Annotated in this window: 2 pseudogenes; both read left to right on the top strand. The window is 73.6% G+C overall.

The features are described 5' to 3' along the window. Positions 1 to 212, top strand: a pseudogene (locus KUM32_RS40610) (hypothetical protein); the annotation flags it as partial. Between the two features lie 154 nt (positions 213 to 366). After that, a pseudogene (locus tag KUM32_RS40605) lies at positions 367 to 709 on the top strand (hypothetical protein); the annotation flags it as partial.

The following is a 709-nucleotide window of genomic DNA, read 5'->3' as shown; positions in this document are numbered from 1 at the left end:
ACGCCACCCCCGACGGCTACGGCCCGGGCCCCTCGCCCCGCGCCTACCCGTCGGGCGGCGGCTACCAGGACGGCTATCCGGGTGGCCAGCAGGGTGGCTACCCGGGCGGTTACCAGGGCGACCAACAGGGCGGCTACCAGAGCGGTGGCTACGGCGCCCCGCCCCCGCCCCCGGCGGGTCCACCGCCCGCGAATCCGCCCGGCTCCTGGTAGGCGGGCGGCCGGACTGATCGCGTGGCGGGCGGGGCGGCAGACCGACGGAATCCGGTCGACCCGCCGCCGGCGCTCTTGAGGGCCCGGACCCCTGGGTAGCCCTGCGGTGCCGGGTGGCGTCGCCGCCCGCGGGGGCGGTCAGGGGGCGGCCAACATGGGTGAGCCACGGTCCATCACACGTGAGGTGCGGATCTTCGGAGCGCTGTACTGCGCGCTCTTCGCGACCATCTCGCTGGCCTGGATCATCCGCGACCTGAACAACGTCGTCGACGGCGCCGACCTGTGGTGGGTGTGGGTCAACGTGCCCTACCAGGCGGACGCGAACGGCGTCGTCGCCTCGTCCTACTACGACCTGGTCCTGCTTGTTCTCTACGTCGCGACCGGCCTGATCGTCAGGCGCTCCCCGGTCGCGGGCAGTGCCCTGGTCGCCGTAGCGGTGGCCACCATCGCGCTGCGGCTGCCCAGCCTGTGGAATCTGCACGGCGACTGGATGGGGG

This window comes from Streptomyces sp. AC627_RSS907 (assembly GCF_019049165.1).
This window is presented reverse-complemented; position numbering and strand designations above follow the sequence as displayed.